Annotated in this window: 15 protein-coding genes and 1 tRNA gene; 14 read left to right on the forward strand and 2 right to left on the reverse strand. The window is 39.5% G+C overall.

The features are described 5' to 3' along the window. Positions 1-78 precede the first annotated feature (78 nt). The 7 genes from efp (at position 79) to FTV50_RS03115 (ending at position 7,489) form a co-directional block, all read left to right on the forward strand. On the forward strand, positions 79-648 hold the full coding sequence (gene efp, locus FTV50_RS03085) for an elongation factor P (protein ID WP_067762759.1): 570 nt from the start codon (positions 79-81) through the stop codon (positions 646-648). A gap of 194 nt (positions 649-842) precedes the next feature. Beyond that, on the forward strand, positions 843-2,945 hold the full coding sequence (locus FTV50_RS03090; protein WP_078191829.1) for a carbon starvation CstA family protein: 2,103 nt from the start codon (positions 843-845) through the stop codon (positions 2,943-2,945). A 13-nt stretch (positions 2,946-2,958) separates the two neighbouring features. Beyond that, a complete protein-coding gene (locus tag FTV50_RS03095; RefSeq protein WP_078190160.1) occupies positions 2,959-3,261 on the forward strand; it encodes a YbdD/YjiX family protein in 303 nt (100 codons plus the stop codon). 228 nt (positions 3,262-3,489) lie between these two features. Further along, positions 3,490-4,446: a MoxR family ATPase gene (locus tag FTV50_RS03100; protein WP_180023467.1), complete on the forward strand. Its 957-nt coding sequence runs from the start codon at positions 3,490-3,492 to the stop codon at positions 4,444-4,446. 12 nt (positions 4,447-4,458) lie between these two features. After that, positions 4,459-5,364, forward strand: a complete 906-nt coding sequence (locus FTV50_RS03105; RefSeq protein WP_180023468.1) for a DUF58 domain-containing protein — start codon at positions 4,459-4,461, stop codon at positions 5,362-5,364. A 3-nt stretch (positions 5,365-5,367) separates the two neighbouring features. After that, positions 5,368-7,380: a DUF3488 and transglutaminase-like domain-containing protein gene (locus FTV50_RS03110; RefSeq protein WP_180023469.1), complete on the forward strand. Its 2,013-nt coding sequence runs from the start codon at positions 5,368-5,370 to the stop codon at positions 7,378-7,380. 32 nt (positions 7,381-7,412) lie between these two features. After that, positions 7,413-7,489, forward strand: a tRNA-Val gene (locus tag FTV50_RS03115). Positions 7,490-7,575: 86 nt separating this feature from the next. Here FTV50_RS03115 and FTV50_RS03120 read toward each other — a convergent pair. Together FTV50_RS03120 and FTV50_RS03125 are read right to left on the reverse strand one after the other, a co-directional pair. Further along, positions 7,576-8,322 (reverse strand): IS5 family transposase, encoded by a 747-nt coding sequence (locus tag FTV50_RS03120; RefSeq protein WP_180023470.1) that lies wholly within the window; start codon positions 8,320-8,322, stop codon positions 7,576-7,578. Between the two features lie 405 nt (positions 8,323-8,727). Further along, positions 8,728-9,156, reverse strand: coding sequence for an OsmC family protein (locus FTV50_RS03125; RefSeq protein WP_078191820.1), 429 nt, complete (start codon positions 9,154-9,156; stop codon positions 8,728-8,730). Positions 9,157-9,304: 148 nt separating this feature from the next. On the opposite strand from FTV50_RS03125, the gene crp reads away from it, so the two are divergent. The 7 genes from crp to FTV50_RS03160 all read left to right on the forward strand — a co-directional run bounded on the left by crp (position 9,305) and on the right by FTV50_RS03160 (position 19,404). Then, positions 9,305-10,015: a cAMP-activated global transcriptional regulator CRP gene (gene crp, locus FTV50_RS03130; protein WP_180004890.1), complete on the forward strand. Its 711-nt coding sequence runs from the start codon at positions 9,305-9,307 to the stop codon at positions 10,013-10,015. A gap of 202 nt (positions 10,016-10,217) precedes the next feature. Beyond that, entirely contained in the window at positions 10,218-11,267 is a 1,050-nt protein-coding gene (locus FTV50_RS03135; protein ID WP_180023471.1) for an NADP(H)-dependent aldo-keto reductase, read from the forward strand. A 347-nt stretch (positions 11,268-11,614) separates the two neighbouring features. After that, positions 11,615-14,194: an ATP-dependent chaperone ClpB gene (gene clpB, locus FTV50_RS03140; protein WP_180023472.1), complete on the forward strand. Its 2,580-nt coding sequence runs from the start codon at positions 11,615-11,617 to the stop codon at positions 14,192-14,194. Between the two features lie 225 nt (positions 14,195-14,419). Further along, complete coding sequence (locus tag FTV50_RS03145; RefSeq protein ID WP_306441826.1) at positions 14,420-15,256, forward strand: hypothetical protein; 837 nt, start codon at positions 14,420-14,422, stop codon at positions 15,254-15,256. Next, complete coding sequence (locus FTV50_RS03150; RefSeq protein ID WP_180023473.1) at positions 15,256-16,806, forward strand: GH3 auxin-responsive promoter family protein; 1,551 nt, start codon at positions 15,256-15,258, stop codon at positions 16,804-16,806. Before FTV50_RS03145 ends, FTV50_RS03150 begins: the two co-directional genes overlap by 1 nt. Position 16,807: 1 nt before the next feature. Beyond that, positions 16,808-17,974, forward strand: coding sequence for a GNAT family N-acetyltransferase (locus FTV50_RS03155; RefSeq protein WP_180023474.1), 1,167 nt, complete (start codon positions 16,808-16,810; stop codon positions 17,972-17,974). Positions 17,975-18,102: 128 nt separating this feature from the next. After that, positions 18,103-19,404 (forward strand): DUF945 family protein, encoded by a 1,302-nt coding sequence (locus FTV50_RS03160; protein ID WP_180023475.1) that lies wholly within the window; start codon positions 18,103-18,105, stop codon positions 19,402-19,404. Positions 19,405-19,458: the final 54 nt, after the last annotated feature.

The following is a 19,458-nucleotide window of genomic DNA, read 5'->3' on the forward strand; positions in this document are numbered from 1 at the left end:
AGTCAGTACTTGCTAAATGACATGTTACAGCCCATAGCATCTATAGATTAAAGTTAGTAAGTTTGGAGTGAGCCAGTCATGGCCTATTATTCTACGAATGATTTCAAGTCAGGCCTTAAGGTCATGCTTGACGGTAACCCATGTTCAATCATGGAAAACGAATACGTAAAACCAGGTAAAGGCCAAGCTTTTAACCGCGTAAAATTACGTAACCTTAAAACTGGTAAAGTTTTAGAAAAAACTTTCAAATCTGGTGATTCACTAGAAGCTGCTGACATCCAAGAAGTTGAAATGAACTACTTGTATAACGACGGTGAAATGTGGAACTTCATGGACCCAGAATCTTTCGAACAAATCGCTGCTGATAAAGTTGCTATGGGCGACGCGGCTAAATGGTTGAAAGATGACTCTAACGAACTTTGCACAATCATGTTATGGAATGGTGTTCCTTTAACTGTGAGCGCGCCAAACTTCGTTGTATTAAAAATCGTTGAAACTGATCCAGGTGTACGTGGTGATACTTCAGGCGGTGGCGGTAAACCGGCTAAGCTTGAAACTGGTGCAGTTGTACGTGTTCCATTATTCGTACAGCAAGAAGAAAGCGTTCGTGTAGACACTCGTACTGGTGACTATTTAGAACGTGCATAATGGTTTAAAAATAGACTATTATCGAAAGGGATGAAGTGATTCATCCCTTTTTTTATACCTATTGGTTTAAATTTTTATTCCAAAGTATTAGATGAAAAAACCTATAACAGGAGTAGAGTTTCAAGGGAAGAAACAGCAGTACCTCGAACAAGAAAAATCAAGCTGATTTATTTCAACATTTATGAGGGATTGAGATGGAAAACATTCAACCGAAGTCAGGAATGGCTTCGAAGATTATCTGGCTGTTTGTAGCCATTCTAGGTGCCGTTTCATTCGGCATACTAGCACTCAGTCGAGGCGAGCATGTCAATGCAGTTTGGCTGATCCTTGCAGCAATCTGTGTGTATAGCATTGCATATCGTTTTTATAGTTTATTTATTGCCAATAAAGTCTTTGAACTGAATGAGCGACGTTTAACGCCTGCTCATCGCTTAGCTGACGGTTTGGATTATGTGCCGACCAATAAAAGTGTTCTATTTGGTCACCACTTTGCCGCGATTGCAGGCGCAGGTCCTTTAGTCGGTCCGATTCTTGCTGCGCAAATGGGTTATTTGCCGGGAACAATTTGGCTCTTAGTGGGTGTCGTTCTTGCGGGTGCGGTTCAAGACTTTTTAGTCTTATTCATCTCGACGCGTCGTGATGGTCGTTCACTCGGTGAAATGGCAAAACAAGAACTGGGTTCTTTTGCCGGAATCATCGTGATGCTTGGTGCACTTGGCGTGATGATCATCATTCTAGCAGTGCTGGCTTTGGTAGTTGTAAAAGCGTTGACCAACAGTCCGTGGGGTGTTTTCAGTATCGCGGCCACTGTACCGATTGCGATTTTCATGGGTATATATATGCGATTTATCCGTCCGGGTAAAATAGCAGAAGTGTCGATCATTGGTTTTGTACTGATGATGGCTGGGATTATCTATGGTGGTGACATTGCACAGCATCCGTACTGGGGGCCATTCTTTACACTTTCAGGTACTGAACTAACTTGGTGGTTGATTGGTTATGGTTTCGTGGCATCAGTATTACCTGTTTGGTTACTGCTTGCACCACGTGATTACCTATCGACCTTCTTAAAAATTGGTGTTATTGCAGGTTTAGCAATCGGGATTATGTTTGCTTTACCTGAAATGAAAATGCCAGCGGTAACGCATTTTATTGATGGTACAGGTCCTGTATTTGCTGGTTCAATGTTCCCATTCTTGTTTATTACCATTGCCTGTGGTGCGATTTCAGGTTTCCATGCGCTCGTTTCTTCAGGAACGACACCGAAGCTTGTGAATAATGAAAAAGATATTCGCATGATCGGTTATGGCGGCATGTTGATGGAGTCTTTTGTTGCGATTATGGCTTTGGTCTGTGCAACGATTCTTGAGCCTGGTGTGTATTTTGCGATTAATGCGCCAGCAGCTGTGATTGGTACAACGGTTGAGTCTGCTGCAGAAGCAGTTCGTACATTAGGCTTCGTGGTCACACCTGAAGCATTGACCTTACTTGCACAAGAAGTGGGTGAAAATTCGATTCTGTCTCGTACAGGCGGTGCACCAACATTTGCGATTGGTATGGCGCATATCATTACGGAAATTTTTAATAACCGTTCAATGATGGCGTTCTGGTATCACTTTGCGATTTTATTCGAAGCACTTTTCATTTTAACGGCAGTTGATGCGGGTACACGTGCATGTCGTTTCATGGTGCAAGATACTGTGGGTATCGTGATTCCTGCGGTTAAAAACTCACATAACTTCTTCGGAAATCTGTTAGGTACAGCGGTGGCTGTTGCAGGTTGGGGCTTCTTCGTTTACCAAGGCGTGGTTGATCCACTCGGCGGTATTAATAGTTTATGGCCGCTATTTGGTATTGGTAACCAAATTCTTGCTGCGATGGCATTGATCTTGGGTACAGTGATTTTATTCAAGATGAAAAAACAAAAGTATGTTTGGGTGACAATTATCCCAACATTATTCTTGTTTATTACTTCAATGACCGCTGGTTGGCAGAAGATTTTCCACGAAAATCCAAAGATTGGTTTCTTGGCTCAGGCAGATCGTTTTAATGCAGCCATTGCGAAAAATGAATTGTTGGCACCTGCGAAAACCATGGCTGAAATGCATACGGTTGCATTGTCGAATCAAATCAATGCCGGTCTTTGTGCATTCTTTATGATTGTGGCATTTGTGATGTTGTTTGCTGCAATTGGTGTGGTACGTCGTGCCTTGGCAAATCCAAATCCATCGGTGAATGAAGCAGAAGCGATTTACCGTGACCCAGCTGAAATTAATCCGTCAAATTCAGCACATTAATAGGGGAATATGAATGAACCTGAAGTTTGCAAAAAGTGGAAAAACGGTGATTTATAAAATCATTAAAATGACCATTATGTCGCAGAAGGATTTAATTCTGAACCCGAAAAATTGGTCACGTATTGCGACGTTGTGGCAACGTTTACAGCAAAGCTTCCGCCTGATGGTGGGTGTGCCAGATTACCAAAACTATTTGGAACATATGGCAAAACATCATCCTGATTTGGAAGCGATGGATGCAAAAACATTTTATCGTCACTGTGTAGATGCACGTTATCCATCAGCTGGTGGTGACATGAAGAAGTGTCCTTGCTAATGCCTTGACTCGTGCTAAAAAACAAATAAAAAGCGTTCTTCGGGACGCTTTTTTTATTGCTGATTTGTGATCAGTCGAAGCGAAAACAACGCTTTTGTATACTCAATAAATATCAAGGATATCTATTTAAAGTATGGAACTGGGTATAGCTTGGAGATAAACACTGTATTTTTAAATAAAAACCTGTATGTTAGTCATTCATTTAACTTTTTTATTGGGGAATAAAAGGTGTTTTGGGGATCAGAGAAAAGCCAACAAAATAATACATCAACGCTTTTAAGTGATCAGAGCCTTGCGCCTTTTTACCCGAAAATAAATACATTCCTCGAACAAATTAACCAAATTATTTTGGATAAAAACCAGCAAACCAAATTGGCTTTAGCATGTCTATTGGCAGGCGGGCATGTGCTATTTGAAGATTTACCCGGTTTAGGAAAAACGACATTATCTAGCGCCTTGTCACATTTGGCGGGATTAAAGTTTCAACGGATTCAATTTACCAATGACATGCTAGCCAGCGATGTGATTGGGGTAAATATGTTTAATCAAAAAGAACATCATTTTGAGTTTAAATCTGGGCCGATTTTTACCCAAATATTATTGGCAGATGAAATCAACCGTTGTAGTCCAAAGACCCAAAGTGCCTTATTGGAAGCGATGGAAGAGGGGTATGTGACGGTTGATGGTGTGCGCTATGCTTTGCCTCAACCATTTTGGGTGATTGCGACACAAAACCCTTTATTTCAAAGCGGGACTTATGCCTTACCTGAGTCCCAGTTGGACCGGTTTTTAATGCGTTTGTCTTTAGGTTATCCATCGCGTCAGGCAGAGAAATTATTGCTCCAACAAACTTCACGCCATGATCTGATTGCGGCATTAGCACATATCTTTAATGAAGCAGAAATTTTACAACTACAAGGCTTTGTCGAGCAGATACATCTGAGTGATCGTTTGATGGATTACATTTTGGATCTTGCTGCTGAAACACGTAAAGGGAGACATGGTCTTTCTACGCGTGGTGTTTTAGCCTTAAAGAAAGCTGCGCAAGCCTATGCGCTGATTGAGCAGCGAAATTATGTGAATCCTGACGATGTGCAAGCGGTGTTTACAGCGGTAGTGTCTCATCGAATTGGGCTGTCAGATCTTGAAGCCTTTAAGCTTTTAGAACAAGTTTCGATTCAATAAAGGAGTTGAACCTTGGCTTCAATGTGGCAGCAATGGATTGAACGTCGATTTAAAATTGATCAGCATAAACAGCTGACCCAAAAAGACGTCTTGATCTTTATCTATCAGCAAGGCTACTTGTATTTGGTGTTAATTTTCATCACCTTTATTGCAGGTGTGAATTATGCCAATAATTTGATTCTAGGCTTTTGCTTTTTAATTAGTGCTGTACTGTGTATTAGTTTCTATATTACTTTTAAGCAGCTTCATGCGTTACAGATTCAAATAAATGTTGTTGATACACCGCAAGCAGGTGAATTACTTTCGGTCGATATTTACTTTAAACAAGATGCTGAACAGGCTAGATATTTGTGGATTAAAACGGAAAATCAGCTACATAAATTATTGTTCAATACGCAACAGCATGGCTTTCAATTAAATTTTATAACCAGTCAACGCGGTGTTTTTCAGATTCCCCCTATACAAATTTATAGTGTTTATCCCTTTGGTTTGGTTCGGGCCTGGACGTATTTGTACGTACAACAACCAGCGTGGGTTGCACCTCAAGCCAGTTGGCATTCCGTTGAAAATAAGCAACAACAGCAAAACTTTGAACCTGATCTTGATGAATTTCGCGAATTACGGAGTTTTCAGACGGGGGATTCACTTCATGCGGTGTCTTGGAAACAAGCAGCACGAGGACAAGGCTTATATGTGAAAGTCTTTGAACAATATGAAGATCTAAAGAAATTGGAGATTCATTATCACTATATGCCAGCTCAAAGTCATGAAGAAAAACTTAGCCTTATGATGGGTTTGGTCGAGCAGGCTGAGCAAAATCACGATCAATATGCACTGTATTTACCTAATGCTGAGTTAGCATCAGGCACTGGAGCACTGCATTTTTCCGAAGCTAAACGGTTATTGGCGCAGGCTTGATTTATGATTGAAAATACCATACGCCGCTCCATACTACTAACGTTAGCTTTAGTGCTCATTGCGCAAATGCTTTATATACCAGTGGTGACATCATTAGTATTTTTAGTCATTTGGCTTTTTTTATTACTCAATACCCGCGCCAGTAAAAAACCATTTTCTAAAATTTTAACCTATGTGCTGACATTGATAGCTTTATTCAGCATTTACATAAGTCATAAAACCTTTATTGGTGTTGATGCAGGGGTTACAGTACTTAGTACATTTTTATTTGCTAAATCTTTAGAAACAAAAACACGTCGTGATGTAATTATTTTATTTAACTTTGCGATGTTTGTGATTGCCAGTAGTTTTTTGTTTAGCCAGTCTTTTGCCATGGCATTGGTCATTTTGTTGGCGTTGTTGAGCTGCTTTATTGGATTATACCGTTTACAGACCGTTGGTTTTAGGCAAAACTCTGGCGGTGAAATACAAGCGATTAAACAAGATATTGGGCATGTGGGTAAATTTATTGCCTTAGCTGTTCCATGTTTTATTTTACTGTTTCTCTTTTTTCCACGCCTACCACCGCTATGGCACATTCCTATTCCTGAAAATAAAGCCACAACAGGGATCAGTGACAGCATGTCTCCGGGCGATATTGCTGAGTTATCACAGTCGAGTAGTTTGGCTTTTCGTATAATCGGTGATATTCAAGCGTTGCCACCACGTACAGAGCTGTATTGGCGGGCGATGGCTTTAGATGAATATGATGGTTCTAAATGGACCAGTCATTTTTTTAACCAGAATGTTATACAGCTGAATCCAGCCGAGTTAAAAACCAAGCGGGCGTTGAATTATCAATATTTGGCTGCCGACCCAACTGTGATGTGGATTATGTCGTTGGAGCAATCCGTACCCAACGAAGCACGTTTTGCTTTAGGTCAAGATGGTCGAATTACACCCTACCGATTAACAGCACGTACAGAGCCGATTCAACTGAAATGGTTAGGAAGTGCAGAGCCGCCACAAATAAAAAATGTGGCTCTACTTGAAAAATTAAACACTCGCTATGTTGAACACTTGGATGTTCAATCACAACGATTGGCCCAAACATTATGGCAGCGAAGTCATCAAAATCCTGAGCGTTATATTGCCGAAGTTTTGCAATGGTATAAACAAAATCGCTTTGCATATACCTTAAGCCCAGATGTATTGGGGCAAAATCGGATAGATAATTTTTTATTTGGATCAAGACAGGGCTTTTGCGAACATTTTGCTTCGAGTTTTGCAATGTTGATGCGCTATGTGGGTGTTCCATCGCGTATTGTCGTGGGATATCAAGGTGGTCAATTAGCACCAGATGGAAAAAGTTGGGAGGTTCGTCAGCTCGATGCACATGCGTGGACAGAGGTTTATGTCAATCAACATTGGCGTCGTATTGATCCGACGGCCATGATCGCACCGCAGCGTATCGATGGGGGGATGCAGGATTATATGGAACAAGATCGGACAATTTTTGGGAGCCAGCAGTCGACTTGGGCCTATCAACAATTTTCGATGTTGAAAAAAGTCCGTGTATGGAGTGATTATGCGAGTTACCAATGGCAGAGCAAGGTGGTGGGTTATAATGCTGAATCACAACAACAATGGTTTAAAAAGCTCGGTACAAATTCTGCTTATGCAGTTGTTTTAATTCTTATTTTGAGTATTGGTGGCATTGTAGCATTATATTTTATATGGATTTTGTGGAAAAAAAGAAAAAGTTTAAGCCCTCTTGAAAGAGAAATTACCAATTTCGCAAAGAATTTACCCTTGAGCCAGCAAAAATTGACTTCTGAAAGTTTTCGGCATTGGTTACAACGTTTGGCTGAAAATGTACCTGAACAGGAAAAGGCGGCATTTGAACAAGTTATTACGTTATTTGAGCAGGAAATTTATGTAGGTACCGCGCTAAGTTCTCATGATATTCAATATTTTAAGGCTTTGCTTAAAACTTGTACGCAAAGTTTAAAAAAGTCAGAAAAGGGCTTGTCATAAAAAATAAAAATGAATATGATTCTACGCATTCTAGGTTTATAGCTCAGTTGGTTAGAGCGCTACGTTGACATCGTAGAGGTCACCAGTTCGAATCTGGTTAAACCTACCAAATTCAAAAAGCAGAATCAAAATGATTCTGCTTTTTTTTATCTGAAATTATTAGGGTCTGTTGACATTTACTGTTCATAATTAACCCTATAAAGGTAGCCATAAAAATATACAGGCTAAAGCAACAGAACTTTGATAATTCCTTTTGAGCTTGTCATATCGAGTAGCTATTCCTCTAAATTGCTTTAATCTACAAAACATATTTTCAACTAAATGCCTGATTTTATATAAATACCAGTCCATATGGTCATTGTTCGATTGGCTATTCGTTTTCCTTGGTATATTCGCTTTAGTCCTTGTTTTCCTGATCTGTTCACGCAGTGATTCTGAATCATAGCCTTTATCTGCGCATACCACTTTTGTCTCTTTTAAATCTAATGTTGATATTAAATCAGGTGCAACTTTAACATCATGTGTGGTTCCATCGGTAATCATGAAATCAATAGGATTGCCATGTGCATCAACAATCAAATGTATTTTTGAGAAGTTTCCTCCTACACTTTTAGAAATAGATTGATTCGCTATGCCGGCAGAATGTTGATGAGCACGTACATGAGAGCCATCAATAAAAATCCACTCCATATCGGGGCATGAGGCTAGTAATTTAAATAATCTAAGTAACTTACCACTGCTTGACCAACGATTAAAACGCTTGAAAATAGAGTTTGAATGACCAAAACAAGAAGGAATATCTCGCCACGGACAGCCTGTTCTAATTCTAAAGAGAATAGCTTCAATAAAATTGCGTAAATTTGAGTTGTGGTGAATGGATAAATTACGCAGAATAACTTTCAACTTTTGCCAGTGTTGATCTGTCAGCATGTTACGAGGCATAGCGAATAGTAAAATTGGGTTTGGCGATTTGATTTTACTATTTCGCTATTTTTTAAGCTAAAAGTGTCAACACACCCTAATTAAAGTGTTATTAAGACTATAGTTGAATCAAATCTACTTATATGAAGAGTGTTCATCGTAGGTCATTACCAATTGTATTTGGCCTAATATAGATTCATAGGAATTGAGTCGTAAAATCATTTTGAGATGGAATTAGGCGTAAATGCATCTATATGCAAATACATAAATTTGGATATCGGTTGTTTAAGTAATTAAGCCAAACTTCTTTGGCTCATATTTCTGCATTTATGACTATATAGTAGTGCTTCATACAATGTATGCTATAGCGGATTATTTGAAACAAAAAAAGCCGCATTCTATGCGGCTCTTAATTGAACAAATAAATTATGCATCTTCAGTTTCTAAAATTTCGAAGTCATGGGTAATTTCTACACCACCATCCATCAGCATTTTACTAGCAGAACAGTATTTTTCAGCAGAAAGTTCAACCGCTTTTGCAACTTGCTTTTCCTTCACGCCATGACCAGTGACTACAAAGTGCAAATGAATTTTAGTGAATACAGCAGGAATAGTGTCGGCACGTTCTGCATTTAATTCACAACGAACATCAGTAATGTCTTGGCGTGCTTTCTTTAAAATCGTCACAATATCGAAAGATGCACAACCACCAAGTCCTGTTAAAATCAGTTCCATTGGGCGCGGACCACGGTTTTCACCGCCATATTCTTGTGATCCATCCATCATAACAGTGTGACCACTTTGAGTTTTTGCTTCAAAAGCAACATTCTCTAGCCAATGAACACTAGTTTGCATTGCAAGTCCCTAAAAAAAGCTATAAATTTACGCAGTACCTGTACACTAACATAAATTGAGTTGATAAGGAATTTCAACTCTTACGTGTGACAAGTTCACTTTAGGTCTTGTGCGATCTATAAATTATCCATATTCGGAAACTGTTAGCATGACTTCAAACTTTTCACAACTTAGCACAGATGCGCTATCTCCGGGGCAGTTACCTGAGTCGGTGAAGGCATTATTAAAACGTGCATATATTAATCGTTACCCAAAACGTACAACAATCATTGATGCGGGCTCAGAATCTAAATCTTTGTATTTAATTCTTAAGGGTTCAGTATCTATCATTTTACGCGAAGATGATGAGCGTGAAATTGTGGTTGCGTACTTAAATGCGGGTGACTTTTTTGGGGAAATGGGTCTATTCGAAGCAAATGCACAGCGTACTGCAGAAGTGCGTACGCGTGATGTATGTGAAATTGCTGAGATTACCTATGAAAACTTTCATGAATTAAGCAAACAATACCCAGACTTAAGTTATGCGGTATTTGCACAGCTTGTACGCCGTCTTAAAAATACGACGCGTAAAGTAACCGACCTTGCGTTTATTGACGTGTCAGGTCGAATTGCACGTTGCTTAATTGATTTATCTTCACAACCTGAAGCAATGATTTTGCCGAATGGTCGTCAGATTCGTATTACTCGTCAAGAGATTGGTCGTATCGTGGGTTGTTCCCGTGAAATGGTTGGTCGTGTTCTAAAAACACTTGAAGAGCAAGGCATGATTGAAACTGATGGTAAAGCGATTCTAATTTTTGATGCATCGCTTGAAGATAAAAGCCAATTGGCTTCTGACGAATTTGACGACGAAGAATAATCATTCTTCTAAATAAAAAAAAGCAAACTCAGGGGTTTGCTTTTTTTATGTCCATTCATTTCTCACTATTATAGCGGAAGCAACCTTTCTCACATTTTTTGACAAATAAACAGAAAATTATGATTTAAACAAAGCCGATATCTTATGTAAGCTACTTCGTGACTTATATATTGATATTTAAAATAAAGAGGGAATTTGCGGCATGCAATTTAAACCATTGGCACATACAGGCATATTAGTTCCAGAAATTTGTTTAGGCACCATGACGTTTGGTGAACAAAACACCCAAGCAGAAGCTTTTGAGCAACTGGATTATGCTTTAGAGCGTGGTCTTAACTTTTGGGATACTGCAGAAATGTATCCTGTCCCACCGAAACCTGAAACCCAAGGTTCAACTGAAACTATTATTGGTAACTGGATTGCAGCTCGCGGTGGCCGCGATAAAATAATCTTAGCTTCAAAAATTGCAGGACCGTCACAAGGCGGTAGTCATATTCGTGACGGGCAAACTAAATTTATTGCTTCGGAAATTGAGTCTGCACTGGATCATTCTCTTCAGCGCTTACAAACAGATTATCTTGACTTATACCAGTTGCATTGGCCGCAACGCCCAACCAACTTTTTTGGTAAATTGGGTTATGGCAATGCCGAAGCGAACAATACGCAAACTATTACCAATTTAGAAGAAACATTAGTTGCTTTAAGTCATGAGGTGAAAAAAGGTCGAATTCGCTCAATTGGGCTATCTAATGAAACGCCATGGGGAACGTTAAAATTCCTACAACTTGCAGAAAAGCATGGTTTAGAAAAAATTGTCAGTGTGCAAAATCCATATAGTTTGTTGAATCGTACTTATGAAATCGGTTTATCTGAAATTGCACACTACGAAGGCGTGGGCTTATTGGCATATTCACCTTTAGCATTTGGTTATCTAACAGGTAAATTCCGTCATGGTGCACGTCCTGCCAATGCTCGAGTGACACTATTTTCACGCTTCAGCCGCTATTCAAATGCGGAGAGTGAATGGGCAACAGAACAATATGCACAATTGGCTGAACAGCATGGTTTAACGTTGACACAGTTAGCACTAGCATTTATTAAGCAGCAATTTTTTGTCACCAGTACAATTATTGGTGCGACAAATCTAGATCAGTTGAAAGAAAATATTGATGCTTTTGAGGTGAATTTATCAGAAGACATTTTAAAAGGGATTGAAGCTATTCATCGCCAACAGCCAAATCCTGCACCTTAAGCTGAACTTTTTAGTGGATTAAGCAAAAGCCTGCATGTAAATGTGGGCTTTTTTGACATTTGTATTATTTAAGCAAATGGAAAATCATTGAATTTTATTCTCAGAAAGTCAGTTGAGTTGACAAGAAAATTGCCTAAAAATACATATGTATTTAAACAATATAATAAAGTACTAAATTCTTCAATAAATGACTTGAAAAGTATTCTATTTATACCAATATTATAATTGAGATTTATCTATATCTTAAAATTAACTCATTGAAAAATATTTAAAAAATGTATTTGAAATTTTAAATATGACTCCCATATATGCTTCAAGTACAGAATTTGTTGTGAGGAATAACAAGAATGCGATTTGAAAAATTCACAAACCGTTTGCAGCAAGCATTATCCGATGCCCAATCTTTAGCAATGGGGAAAGACCATACAGCCATTGAAGGAATCCATATTCTTTCGACATTGCTTGAAGAGCCGTCGAACCAAAACTTGTTACAACAGGCAGGTGCTAATCTTCCTGAGTTAAAAACCAAGCTTCAGCAAGCCCTACAGGATACCGCCACCATTGCTACGCCGACAGGGGACATCAACCTAAATCCTGAAGCAGTCAAGGCGCTGAATTTAGCTGACAGTTTTGCTCAAAAAGCTGGAGATGAGTTTCTTTCTACAGATTGGGTGATTCTAGGTTTAGCTGAAACGGGTAAAACCAAAACCTTATTAAATAGTGTAGGCGTAACGACAGATAAATTACGCAATGCAATTGAACAAATACGAGGCGGTGAACAAGTCATGAGTAATAACCACGAAGATCAACGTGATTCACTCAACAAATATACCTTAGACCTCAATGCACGTGCATTAGAAGGTAAGTTAGATCCAGTTATTGGTCGTGACGAAGAGATTCGCCGTACCATCCAGGTTTTATCGCGTCGTAGTAAAAACAACCCCGTACTGATTGGTGAGCCGGGTGTGGGTAAAACTGCAATCGTTGAGGGCTTAGCACAGCGTATTGTTAATGGCGAAGTTCCTGAAAGTCTGAAAGGTAAACGTGTACTTTCACTCGACCTTGGTTCATTGCTTGCAGGTGCAAAATACCGTGGTGAATTCGAAGAACGTCTTAAAGCCGTTCTAAAAGATTTAGCCAAATATGATGGCGAGATCATTCTCTTCATTGACGAATTACATACGCTTGTTGGCGCAGGTAAAGGTGATGGTGCAATGGATGCAGGGAATATGCTTAAACCTGCATTAGCGCGTGGTGAGCTACGCTGTGTAGGTGCAACCACTTTAGATGAGTACCGCCAATATATCGAGAAAGATGCGGCTCTAGAGCGTCGTTTCCAAAAAGTGATCGTTGATGAACCGAGTGTGGAAGATACCATTGCGATTTTACGTGGTCTAAAAGACAAATATGCAACCCATCATGGTGTGCAAATTTTAGATTCTGCGATTATTGCTGCGGCAAAAATGTCGCATCGTTACATCACAGACCGTCAGTTGCCAGACAAAGCCATTGATTTGATTGATGAAGCAGCATCACGAATCAAAATGGAAATTGACTCAAAACCTGAGCCACTTGACCGTTTAGACCGCCGTTTAATTCAATTGAAAATGCAACTTGAAGCCGTGAAAAAAGATGCAGATTCAGTCTCAAAAGCTGAAGTTGAGCACCTAGAGAAACAAATTGCTGAAGTTCAAAAAGAATATAGTGATTTGGAAGAAGTGTGGATTGCGGAAAAACGTTTGGTTGACGGCACGAATCAGGCTCAAATTGAGCTAGATAAAGCACGTACTGCCTTTGAAAAAGCACAACGTGAAGGTGATTTAGCAGAAGCTAGCCGTTTGCAATATGGTGTTATTCCTGAGTTGCAAAAACGCTTGAATGAAGAAGAAGTTGCCGAGGTGAATGAAGAACCGAAACTGATTCGTACCAAAGTCACTGAAAATGAAATCGCTGAAGTGGTAAGTGCGGCTACAGGTATTCCTGTTGCGAAAATGCTGCAAGGTGAACGTGAAAAACTCTTACACATGGAGGAGTTCTTACATAACCGTGTAGTTGGTCAAGATGAAGCTGTCGTAGCAGTGTCGAATGCGGTGCGTCGTTCTCGTGCAGGATTATCCGATCCAAACCGCCCAAGTGGTTCATTCTTATTCCTTGGGCCTACAGGTGTAGGTAAAACTGAGTTAACCAAAGCTTTAGGTAATTTCTTATTTGACAGTGATGATGCGATTATTCGTATCGACATGTCAGAGTTTATGGAAAAGCATTCGGTGAGCCGTTTAGTAGGTGCGCCTCCGGGCTATGTGGGTTATGAAGAAGGTGGTGTGTTAACCGAGGCTGTTCGTCGTAAACCTTATAGTGTAGTGTTGTTTGATGAGGTTGAAAAAGCACATCCAGATGTCTTTAACATCTTACTTCAAGTGTTGGATGATGGTCGATTAACAGACTCACAAGGCCGTGTGATTGATTTCAAAAACACCGTGATCGTGATGACCTCGAACTTAGGTTCAACCGATGTTCGTGAATTAGGTGAAAACCCGTCGAAAGACGAAGTTCGCGCTGTGGTTATGGCTGCGGTATCTGAACATTTCCGACCTGAATTTGTGAACCGTATTGATGAGTTGGTGGTTTTCCACTCTTTACAAAAAGCGCAAATTCGTGGCATTGCGGATATTCAGTTGGATCGCTTACGTTCACGTTTGGCAGATAAAGATATGAGTTTGGCGGTTGAAGATAGTGCCTTTGAATTACTTATCGATGCTGGTTTTGACCCTGTGTATGGCGCACGTCCTCTGAAACGTGCTATCCAACAACAAGTTGAAAATACATTGGCACAGAAAATCTTATCAGGTGCTTTCCAACCGGGCGATACGATTGTCGTTCAAGCGGAAGGAGATCACCTAACTTTTGAAAAGTTAAAACTCAACTAAAAAGCACAAATCTGCTACATCCAGTTGTAAAAACAGAAACCCGGTTTAGGCCGGGTTTTTTAATTTTACGCTTGTCGTAATTTTCGTTTAAATACGTAAAGTTCATTGCATTTCATCATTTTCACCCACTAATATGACGTCCGCACACATCCAACGAGATGACTGTGTTCTGTAAAACAAAAACAATATCGCTCGTTCATCATGAATGAATGGCAACAGGAAATTATGATTATGATGGAATTTAAACTGCTTAGGCAGATCAAAAAAGAACCTTATAGTTTATATAAACGTACAGATGACATCACTGTTCAAGAACTCAAACGCATGTATGGTATTTACCAAAAGTATTATGCCAATACCCGTTATGAAATTTTTGAACGCGACTTCTTAGAAAAAACCGGTGTTTTTTTCATTATTGAACCGAAAAATAATCAAATTGTCGGATTCTCGACGGTTATGGAGCGTGACTTTATTGTTGATGGTAAAGCCCGACATGCTTTTTTCAGTGGTGATACCATTATTGAGAAAGAGTACTGGGGGAATCGTGCATTAACCCGAGCAATGTTCCGTTATATTATTAGTTTTAAATTTCGTCATCCAAGAACCCCTGTATATTGGATTTTAATCTCTAAAGGCTTTAAAACTTATCTGCTCTTAGCCAATAACTACTACAGCTACTATCCACATTATGGTGAGAAAAATGCTCATCTCAAAGACTTTGTCGAATCGTACTGTAAAGAATATTTCTCAGAATACTATAACCATGAAACAGGTCTGCTGAATTTTGGCGAAGACTATCAGCCACTCAAAGCAGATGTTGCGCCAATCACCCATGAGATGCGCGAAAACAATACCAAGATTGCTTTCTTTGAAGATAAGAACCCAACGTGGGTCGATGGAACTGAACTACCGTGCATTGGTGAATTACGTTGGAGCGATTTATACCGTTATGTAAATCGATTCTTAACCAAGACCACCAGTGTAAGTAAACATGACAGCAAGTTACGTTATAAGTCACGTACATTGCATATTGCGACAGGTTCAGACTCGAAGGTGGCCTAATGGGATTGCTTCTCACTACAGCACATCAAGTTTTGAATATTGCCTGCCGTAAAGCATTTCAGCGCTATACACAGCAGGCAAATCAGCTGGAAAATGTGCAACGTAAAAAATTAAGCCATTTTTTAAAGCAGCACATTTCGCAAAATCTAAGCTATGAGCAATTTTCCAAAAAATATCCGCTTTCGCGTTATAGCAATTGGAAAAGCCAAATTGAACAATCCAGACAAAGTGGCAAAAATTGTTTGGGGCCTGAAAAAATTATCCGTTTCCAACCGACCAGTGGGTCGAGTGAAGCAATTAAATTCATTCCCTATACTCAGGCTTTTTTAGATGAGCTAGATGAAGCTATTGGGTTATGGCTCACTAATTTATATCGCACTCATCCACAACTGAAAAACTCAACGCATTATTGGTCGGTTTCATGGTTGCCTGAAAGCCAGAGAAAGCTTTTAGAAAATAGTAATTTGAATGATGACAGTGCGCTGCTTAATCTGTCGAAGCGAGTGTTGAGTAAAATTACCCAGTCGGTACCGACTGAAATTGCGATGGCGAATTCAGCCGAAGATGCCATGTTTGCAACCGCGGTGTATCTCGTTGCAGATAAGCATTTAGGCATGATTTCGGTATGGAGTCCTACATTTGCTTTGCAATTGTTGGATATCATTCATGAACATCAAGCTGAAATTGTGCAGGTCTTAAAAACTGGACAGTGGCAACGTGAGGGTTTGAGTTTTCTGCAAGTTCCTAAATCTTGTCAACAATGCTATCGCTTACAAGACTTGGATTTGACCCAAGCAACGGCGTGGAAAAAACTGTGGCCTAAACTCAGTCTGGTTTCGAGTTGGGATACTGCGAGCGCAGAGCAGTGGGCAGTACAACTCCAGCAACGAATTGCAGGTGTGGCATTTGAAGGTAAAGGTTTATGGGCAACTGAAGGCGTAGTGACGATTCCATTTGCAAACCGTTTTACCTTAAGTTATCAGTCACATTTTTATGAATTTATTTTGCAAGACAGCCAAAAAGTGGTGCCATCGTGGCAACTGAAAGTAGGTGATATTGTTAGTCCTGTGATCACGACAGGTTCAGGATTAATTCGTTATGTGATTGATGATGAATTAGAAGTCACAGACTTTTATCAGCAAGTGCCATGCTTCAAATTTTTAGGTCGCAAAATGACGGTAGATTTGGTCGGAGAAAAGCTCGACCACAATGCTGCAGTTAAAGTGCTTGCAGAGTTTAAACAAGCGGATTATTTGCCGATTAGTATCTTGGGTATCGAACAATGTTCGGTTAAAAAACCACACTATATTTTGCTTAGTGAAGGTAATGTAGATAAACAACCATCCGCTCATGCACTAGACCGTTTGCTTAAACATAATTTTCATTATGAATTGGCACGCGATCTAGGGCAGTTGGATGAACCTGAAGTGGTACATGTACAAGATGCTTGGGACTACTACAAAACACTAGCCATGAACAATGGCATGATTGAAGGGAATATTAAGCCTGAACCGCTTAAGAAAATGAAAACAAAAATAATTGAGTATTGAGATGGATATCGATGTGTTAGATGCACCGTTCGACGAAACTGCGCTATATCATTCAAAGAATGAAACTAAGTTTGCGGTTCGAAATGCGACTGTAGAAGATGATGAGCAACTAATGAAAATTAGTGCTGAGAGTGTGCCAAGTAATGGCATTACCTTATCTTATGAGCGTCACCCGAGTTATTTGGCTGCTAGCTATGCACAGTATAATCGACCAGATTTAAAAGTGGTTGTTCCTGTGGACGATCCATCTATCGTGATTGCGATGATGAATTTGGGATGGCGTTATTGTTATATCAATGGTCAGCCTGACCTAATGCGTTATGTTGCCGATTTAAGAATGAATCCAGCGTATCGTGGTGCTAAAGTCATGCGCTTATTAATGGACTATGTCCACGATGAAATTCCGCAAGATACGATTTTTGAAAGTGTAGTTTTAAACGCTAATACTGTTGCTGCTAGTATTTTACATCATGAAAGATCAGGTTTTCCGTTGCCATTTTTTTATGATGAAATTCGAACCTTTACTGTTTCACAGGCAATGAGACCAAAAACTTTCAATCAATATCAATTTAAAATGCTGACCGCTGAACGTGTAGATGAAGCGAATGATTTCATTTTAAAAATGAAAGACCATTATAATTTTTTACCTAGCTATGATTTTAATGCGTTGGTTGATGGTCAAAATCCATTTTGGGCAGGCTTAAATCTGGACGATTTTTATTTGATTTATGATCAGCATAATCTGTTGGTTGGACTCTATGGATTATGGAATCAAAAGAGTTTTAAACAAACCCGCGTAATCGACTATTCGCGTTCATTAAAGTTGATGAAGCCTTTTTATAATGCCTACGCCAGTGTGCGTGGTGTATTATCACTGCCAAAAATTCAGGGAACTTTCGATTATTTAATGCTGCATAGTCCACTATGTCATCCTGAACATCTAGATGTATTTGCAAGTTTAGTTTTTCATGCCAAGCAACAGACCAAGCGACGTGGCAAAGAAACCTATTGCATCACTTTGGCAGAGAAGGACCCACGTATAGGATGGATGAAAAATACCACCTCTCACGTGTTAAAAGCCAAGCACTATTTTCATAGTTTTAAAGGCAATCCATATGCAGCTTTTGATCGTAAATGTATAAGTTATTTTGAAGCTGGGCGTATATAGTTAAGGTGATAGCCATCAAAAAATCAATTAAAACTGCCAAATCAATCATTTAAAATCATTCTAATTGTGTACTTATGTAACTGAGTTCTTCAGTATACTGCGCAAAGAATAATCAGAATGAGAAAGACATGTCAAAATTGATGTGGGGAATTGGCAGTTTAGTGGTGCTTTCAGCAGCTGTGGTGGGAGGGAATTTATATGCAGATAAATCTCTTGCCCAATTTTATACACAGAAAAATTGGTCAGCAGCTGTACAAGATGTTGATGTAAAATACAGCAATTATCAAATGGGTTTGATGGGTGGAACGGTCGATTGGGTATTAACCTTGAAAACAGACCCGTGTAAACCCAAAGAAGTGATCGTGTTGAAGGGTACCGATCAGATTCAACGTGGGTTGAAAGGTTATAACATCAACTCGAACTTTAAGATTATTCAACAACAAAGTACGTCCGAATATGCCAAGCTTTTTGGCACCGACTTAACGGCAAAAACGTTGGTCAATTGGATTGGTCAAAGTAAAACAGATTTACAGATTCCTGCATTTAAAACGACTGCACAAGGTGCAACAGTACAAGCTGATGCAAGCCAATTGCAAATTCGGATTAGTAGTCTACCGGGGCAAGCCACTAAGGTATCTGAGCTTTCAATCCATTTACCTGTGGTTCGGTTGAGTGAAGGTCCATTGCAAACCATGGTGCAAAATTTTTCGATGAAGACCAATCAAGGTTTAAATCAGAAAAATCTTGAAAATGGTTTTGTTGAAATCCAAGCGGCTTCTATCAAACGTTTAGATCAAAAGTTCTCAGGCGGCATGCGTGGTATGCAATTGCGTTGGGAGACCGAACTAAATAAACATGATGTGGACTTTGAAGGCTACTTAAAAGCTGATGAGATGGATTTCCCAGGTTCACCAGTCACCAAAGATTTCGCACTAAATTTGGCATTGCATAAAGTCAATCTAGATAAAGTTCGTGCATTTAGTGAACTTTTGCATCAGGTGGAAAATTCATGCGATGCAGTGGGAGAATCAAGTGAAGAAATGACTCAAGCTTTCTTAGCAATCGCAAGCCAAGGTTTTGATTTTGAGTCTAAAGATAACTCGATCAGTATTGATGGAGGTAAAGCCTCTGCAAATGTCGTGGGCAAAGTCATGCCGGGTCACCATGCCTCAATGGAGTCTTTTATTAAAATGGTGCCGAGCTTACTGGATTTTCAAGCAGACTTAAGTTTTGATAAAAATATGATGACTGCAATCATGAATAACTTTTTGCAATTACAGGGCAAAAGTTTGTCAGGACAGGAAGCCGAAGCTATGTTTGCTGGTTTTGAAACATCAGGGCAAGGCAAGCGCGATGGCAATAACATGGTCATGAGTATGCAATATAAGTTCGGTCAAAAGCTTTTTGGTCAGGCTATACAAAAGAAATAAGCAACAAGTGGTTAGTCGTTTAGTTTGAAAATATAAAACCGTCATAGATTGGCG

It is taken from the genome of Acinetobacter sp. YH1901134 (assembly GCF_013416965.1).
Lineage (GTDB): Bacteria > Pseudomonadota > Gammaproteobacteria > Pseudomonadales > Moraxellaceae > Acinetobacter > Acinetobacter amyesii.